Origin of the sequence: Mycobacterium sp. (assembly GCF_035653355.1) — a bacterium.
GTDB lineage: Bacteria > Actinomycetota > Actinomycetes > Mycobacteriales > Mycobacteriaceae > Mycobacterium.
In genome coordinates this window covers 1-6,074 of the sequence record NZ_DASRBZ010000282.1, presented here as the reverse complement: position 1 = coordinate 6,074, position 6,074 = coordinate 1, and the positions used below count along the sequence as shown (strand labels likewise).

8 protein-coding genes are annotated in these 6,074 nt (G+C 66.5%); 7 read left to right on the top strand and 1 reads right to left on the bottom strand.

Annotated features, from left to right (window positions below; all coding sequences use genetic code 11):
- The 3 genes from VFA16_RS09745 to VFA16_RS09735 all read left to right on the top strand — a co-directional run.
- On the top strand, window positions 1-422 hold a 422-nt coding region (locus VFA16_RS09745; RefSeq protein WP_324967610.1), incomplete at its 5' end, for a PE/PPE C-terminal domain-containing protein.
- Between the two features lie 320 nt (window positions 423-742).
- Window positions 743-1,042: a PE family protein gene (locus VFA16_RS09740; protein WP_324967609.1), complete on the top strand. Its 300-nt coding sequence runs from the start codon at window positions 743-745 to the stop codon at window positions 1,040-1,042.
- A 17-nt stretch (window positions 1,043-1,059) separates the two neighbouring features.
- Complete coding sequence (locus VFA16_RS09735; protein ID WP_324967613.1) at window positions 1,060-2,292, top strand: PPE family protein; 1,233 nt, start codon at window positions 1,060-1,062, stop codon at window positions 2,290-2,292.
- Window positions 2,293-2,337: 45 nt separating this feature from the next.
- On the opposite strand, the gene VFA16_RS09730 is transcribed toward VFA16_RS09735, so the two are convergent.
- Window positions 2,338-2,532: a ferredoxin gene (locus VFA16_RS09730; protein ID WP_324967608.1), complete on the bottom strand. Its 195-nt coding sequence runs from the start codon at window positions 2,530-2,532 to the stop codon at window positions 2,338-2,340.
- 325 nt (window positions 2,533-2,857) lie between these two features.
- Between VFA16_RS09730 and VFA16_RS09725 the strand changes: the two genes are divergently transcribed.
- The 4 genes from VFA16_RS09725 to VFA16_RS09710 all read left to right on the top strand — a co-directional run.
- Window positions 2,858-3,961 (top strand): cytochrome P450, encoded by a 1,104-nt coding sequence (locus VFA16_RS09725; protein WP_324967612.1) that lies wholly within the window; start codon window positions 2,858-2,860, stop codon window positions 3,959-3,961.
- A 296-nt stretch (window positions 3,962-4,257) separates the two neighbouring features.
- On the top strand, window positions 4,258-4,557 hold the full coding sequence (locus VFA16_RS09720; protein WP_083090078.1) for a PE family protein: 300 nt from the start codon (window positions 4,258-4,260) through the stop codon (window positions 4,555-4,557).
- 28 nt (window positions 4,558-4,585) lie between these two features.
- Window positions 4,586-5,794, top strand: coding sequence for a PPE family protein (locus VFA16_RS09715; protein ID WP_414687681.1), 1,209 nt, complete (start codon window positions 4,586-4,588; stop codon window positions 5,792-5,794).
- Between the two features lie 109 nt (window positions 5,795-5,903).
- On the top strand, window positions 5,904-6,074 hold a 171-nt coding region (locus VFA16_RS09710; protein ID WP_324967611.1), incomplete at its 3' end, for a WXG100 family type VII secretion target.

Sequence of the window (6,074 nt, the reverse complement as noted above, 5' to 3'; positions counted from 1 at the left end):
CTTATTTCGCGATGGGGATGCAGCAGTTTTCTGTCTCGATCGCGAATCAGTTGGTGCCGGGCACTGCGGGTGGCGCCGGAACCATCGGGTCGGCGCCTCTGCCCGGGGCCGGTCTGCCCAGCCTCGGCGGCTTGTCCGGGTTGGCCGGCGGTGGTGCGCCGGTGTCGGCGGGTGTCGGCCAGGCCGGCTCGATCGGGTCGTTGTCGGTGCCGCCGAGTTGGGCCGCCGGTGCGTCGACGGCGAACTCCCCGGCGGGGATGGCGCCGTTTAGCGGCATCAGCGCCGGCACCGACCACGGCGGGCCCAGTGGGCTGCTGCGGGGCATGCCTCTGGGAGCCACCGGCCGCAGGGCCGCCGGCGGCTTCACCCACCGCTACGGCTTCCGTTACAGCGTCATGCCACGCCCACCCTCGGCCGGATAGCGCAACCATCGCCAACGTCGATCAGGGTTATTCGCGACCAGATTTTTATCCGCAGACGGCGCCTCGCAGCAGTCCTCAAGCAGCGCGCCGCGCTCTGCACGCGCAGCGGCCAGACCTCGCGTTCCTGCAGGCAGTGGCTACCCGAGTGGACTGGAAACCGAACGGTAAATGAACAGCTGCTACCAGTGGATGAACAGTGGTCATTCCGGAATGAACAGTTGGCGTGTGCAATCCGTATTCGGCGGCACGCCAGCTAATCTCACTACCGAGCGACTTCGGCGAAGATTGTTGAAGCTCAGCCTTGTCCGAGGAGGAACCGCATGTCGTTCGTGACCACGCAGCCTGAGGCGTTGTTGGCGGCGGCCGGCAACCTGCAAGGGATCGGTTCGGCGATGAGCGCCCAGAACGCGGCGGCGGCTGCCCCGACAACTGGGGTGGTTCCCGCAGCGGCCGACGAGGTTTCGGCACTGACGGCGGCGCAGTTCGCCGCGCATGCCCAGATGTACCAGGCGGTCAGTGCCCAGGCCGCGGCGATTCACGAGATGTTCGTGAACACGCTGGGCGTGAGCGCCGGCTCCTATGCGGCCACTGAGGCCGCCAACGCGGTCGCGGCGAGCTAAGGAGATTGTCGAACGTGCTGGATTTCGGGGCCCTACCTCCGGAGATCAACTCCGCGCGGATGTACGCCGGTCCTGGGTCGGCGCCGATGATGGCCGCCGCATCGGCCTGGAACGGTCTGGCCGCTGAGCTGAACGCCGCCGCCATTGGCTATGAAAGAGTGATCACCCAGCTGACAAGTGAGGAGTGGCTGGGTCCTGCATCGGCGTCGGCGGCGGATGCTGCGCAGTCCCACGTCGCCTGGCTGAGCACCACCGCGGCCCAAGCCGAGCATTCGGCCACCCAGGCCAGATCCGCCGCGGCCGCCTACGAGGCGGCATTCGCCGCCACGGTGCCGCCGCCGGTGATCGCGGCCAACCGCGCCCAAGTGCATCAGCTGGTGTCCACCAACGTCCTCGGCCAAAATACGCCGGTAATCGCCCAGCTCGAGGCCCAATACGGCGAGATGTGGGCTCAGGATGCCGCCGCGATGTACGGTTACGCCGGCCAGTCGGCGACCGCGACCAAGGTGATGCCGTTCGCATCGCCGGCCCAGACCACCAACCCGGCCGGGCAAGCGCTGCAAGGCGCCGCAGTCAGCCAAGCCGCTGGCATGTCGGCCGGAACCAGCACCCAGACGCTGTCACAGCTGGTCAACGGCACGCCCAGCGCGCTGCAAAGCCTTGCGACACCGACCTCGGCCAGCTCGTCGACAGCCACGGATCCGCTGTCGTCAATCTGGGGCATCTTGACCGGGCAGGACAGCGCGCCCACATCGGTGGCGGGAGTCTTGAACGGCCTTCAGCCGTACGCAAGTTTCTTCTACAACACCGAGGGTCTCCCTTATTTCAGCATCGGTATGGGCAACAACTTCGTCCAGATGGCGAAGACCATGGGGCTGATCGGCGGGTCCGCGCCTGCGGCCGCCGCGGGCGCGGCGAAAGCCGCGGGCGGCGGGGGTTTGGGTGCGCTCGGCGGACTGCTCGGCAGCGGCGGGGGCGGCGCCCCCGCGGCGGTGTCTGCGGGGATAGGCAAGGCGGTCCCTATCGGCGGGCTGTCGGCGCCACCCACCTGGACCGGAGCCGCGCCCTCGGTAAGCCCTGGCGCTTCCCCGCTGCCGATCAGCAGCGTCAGCGCGGCCCCGGAAACCGGCGGTGCCGGAAACCTGCTGGGTGGGATGCCGCTGGCGGGCGCCGGGCACGGTGCAGCCGGTACTGGTCCCCGATACGGGTTCCGCCCGACCGTGATGGCACGTCCGCCGTTCGCCGGATAACGACAGGCGAACCATCCGTCGTTCTCTCGACAAGCGCAGCTGCTGTCAGTCCTCTTCCAGGATCAACGCCATTTCGGGGCACGCGGCCACACCGTCGCGCGTCAACTGTGCGTCCTCGGGTTTGACCTCGCGCTCTTCGAGAATCGAGTAGCCGGAGTCGTCGATTGGGAAAAGGTCTGGGTGGACGGCGTAGCACTGCGCATGTCCCACACATCTCGACTTTTCGAGACGAATCCGCATGGGGTTTCCTCCCTTGACCGCGCTCAGCCGACCGGTTACCCGGGGTAAGTCTAGAAGACATTTCGCCGATCGATCGGGCCGCTCAAGGTCGGTGCGCAGCGGCGCGACAATCTTTTCCCAAAGGCCATTTCGCGTTTTTTATCGGTGAACGCGGTTTGTTGCGCAGCCGAATTGAACATCGCGGCACCGCGCATACGATATCGAGTGGCTCGCAGCGGCTGCGGCGGGCGTGAAAAGCGAGAGGCGGACACCGGAGACATTGAGCACTTTGGACGAAGGCCCTGGAACCTTTTATCTTCCGCGGCTTGAATACTCGACGCTGCCGATGGCCTTCGACCGCGGTGCCGGGTGGAAGACCCTCCGGGATGCCGGCCCGGTGGTGTTCATGAACGGGTTCTATTACCTGACGCGGCGTGAGGATGTGCTGTTCGCGTTGCGCAATCCGAAGATCTTCTCGTCGAGATTGGCGCTCCAGCCCCCGGATCTGCCGTTGCCCGTCCTGCCGCTCGCTTTCGACCCACCGGAGCACACCCGATACCGCAAGATCCTGCAGCCGTACTTCAGCCCGCACGCACTGAGCAAGTCGCTGCCCCTACTCCGCCGCCACGCCGCCGAGATGATCGATGCCGTGGCCAGCCGGGGTGAGTGCGAAGCAATGGCGGAGCTGGCCACTCCCTACCCGTTTCAGGTGTTCCTGGACCTGTACGGGCTGCCGTTGGAAGACCGAGACCGGTTGATCGCCTGGAAAGACGCGATCATCGCCGACAAGCACTACCTGACCGAGGATGATCTCGCCGCGGGCCGCGAACTTTTCGCCTATCTCGCCGACGCCATCCAACACCGCCGGAAGAACCCCGGCTCGGACATGCTGTCGCAAGTAATGACAGGCGACGGCGCCTTCAGCGATCTTGAGCTGCTGGGCATGAGCCACCTGTTGATCCTGGCGGGGCTGGACACCGTGACCGCAGCCATCGGTTTCTCGCTGTTCGAATTGGCGCGCAGACCGCAGCTGCGTCACGATCTGCGCGAAAACCCCAGGCAAATCAGGGTTTTCATTGAAGAGATCGTACGACTCGAGCCATCGGCGCCGGTGGCGCCCCGAGTGACCACCCAGGCCGTCACCGTCGGCGGCATGACGCTACCCGCAGGCTCGCCGGTGCGGTTGTGCATGGCCGCCGTCAACCGGGACGGCAGCGACGCAACCTCGACCGACCATTTGGTCATGGACGGCAAGGTGCACCGGCACTGGGGATTCGGCGGCGGACCGCATCGGTGTCTGGGTTCTCATTTGGCACGGATGGAATTAACGGTCATCATCGGCGAGTGGCTTGCGAAGATCCCTGAGTTCCAACTGGCTCCCGGCTACACACCCGAGATCTCGTTCCCGGCGAAGACGTTCGCCCTCAAGGCATTGCCGCTGCGCTACTGAGCGCACAAGGCAGTTTTTTCAGCCCAGATTTTTATCCGCCGCCCGACAGTCCGACCGGCAGCCCGTGGCCCGCGGGTGATCGCCAACACTCGGGGCGTCGCACAGGTAGCCAAAACGACCTGCACGGACTTCGTCGTCTTCAGCAGTGTTAATGAAATGTTGCCCTAGATGAACAGTTGTTGCCGATGGGTGAACACTTTCGAACACCGGCCGTTGGGGGCGGCAAAGCGTGTCTCAGGCCTCTACTCTCATGCACGGAGCGATTGCTCTCAGCTATCGAGGGGAAGGAAGCTTACATGTCGTTCGTAACCACGCAGCCGGAAGCGTTGACGGCGGCGGCTGCCAACCTGCAGGGCATCGGCGCTTCGATGAGCGCGCAGAACGCGGCTGCGGCCGCTCCGACGACGGGCGTGGTTCCCGCGGCTGCCGACGAGGTGTCGGCGCTGACGGCCGCGCAGTTCGTCGCGCACGCGCAGATGTACCAGGCGGTCAGTGCGCAGGCCGCGGCGATCCACGAGCAGTTCGTCAACACCTTGGGTACCAGCGCTGCGTCGTACGCGGTCACCGAGGCCGCCAACGCGGCCGCCGCTCAGTAGCAGGTTCTGGCGGGGGCATATCTAGATGTTGGATTGGGCGCTGTTGCCGCCGGAGATCAACTCCGCGCGGATGTACGCCGGTCCAGGAGCGGGGCCGATGCTTGCCGCCGCCGTGGCCTGGGACGCGTTGGCGGCCGATTTGTACGCTACGGCAAGCTCATACAGCTCGGTGATCTCGGAGTTGGCCGCTGGGTGGTTGGGGCCGTCATCCGTGGCGATGGCGGCCGCAGCCACCCCGTACGTGTCGTGGATCAGCAGCACCGCCGGGCAGGCCGCCGAGACCGGTGCTCAGGCCAAGGCGGCGGTGGCCGCTTATGAGGCGGCATTCGCTATGACGGTGCCCCCGCCGGTCATCGCGGCCAACCGCGCGCTGCTGATGATGCTCATCGCGACCAATTTCTTCGGGCAGAACACACCGGCGATCATGGCCACCGAGGCCCATTACATGGAGATGTGGGCGCAGGACGCCGCGGCGATGTTCGGCTATCAAGCGGCAGCGCAGGTGGCATCGACGTTCGCGCCGTTCACCCCGCCGATGCCGACCACCACCGCAGGCGGAACGGCCCTTCAGGCCGCGGCGGCGGCGCAAGCTGCCGGCACTGGAGCCGGCGCCAGCGCGCAAACCGTGGCACCGCTGACATCGACGATGTCGATGCCGCTGGCCGCCACGACGTCCGCGCCGCTGACGGCGTCATCGACGTCTTCAGGCACATCGTCGGCGACGGCATTGACCGGTCTGACGACCTCGTCCACGGCCCTGACCTCCGGCGCCAGCGTCGCGTCCGGTGCGGGCTCGTCGGCGTCGCTGGGTGCTTCGGGCGCATCGATGCTCGGCTCGGCCAGTTCCGTGATGCGGTCGGTGACTCCCGCTATGGGCATGTTCGGCAACTTCCCAGGGCTGGGTTCCGCGCTGGGCAGCAGCTCCGGGGCGCTCGCCTCACCGAGCCTGGGCAGTGCCGCGGTGACTGCCGGCCTGGGCCGGGCGACATCAGTCGGCGTGCTGTCGGTGCCGCAGAGTTGGGCGTCGGCCGCTCCGGCGTTCAACCCCGTTGCCGCGTCGTTGCCGGCCACCACTGCCAGTGCCGCTACGCCGGCGGTCGGCGCAGCGAACCCGGGAAGCATGCTCGGCGCGCCGCTGGCGCCGTTGACCGGCCGCGCCGGGCCGACTCCTATGGCTTCAACTCCGCGCTTCGATGTCCGTCCCACCGTGGTGCAACGCCCGGTTTACGCCGGTTAGGAAAGGGGGGCCCAGCCGTGTATTTCCGGGTCGGCGGTTACGCCATCGCGTGACACGTCCGGCCACCACATCCATCACAGCCAGCTGATTTCGAGCTAAGGAGATATCAATGCCAACTCGGTTTATGACCGATCCGGACCAGATGCGGGCGATGGCGGGACGTTTCGACGTGCACGCTCAGACCGTTGAGGACGAGGCCCGCAAGATGTGGGCGTCGTCGGTCAACATCGCCGGTGCCAGCTGGAGTGGTACTGCACAGGCCACCTCCTACGACACCATG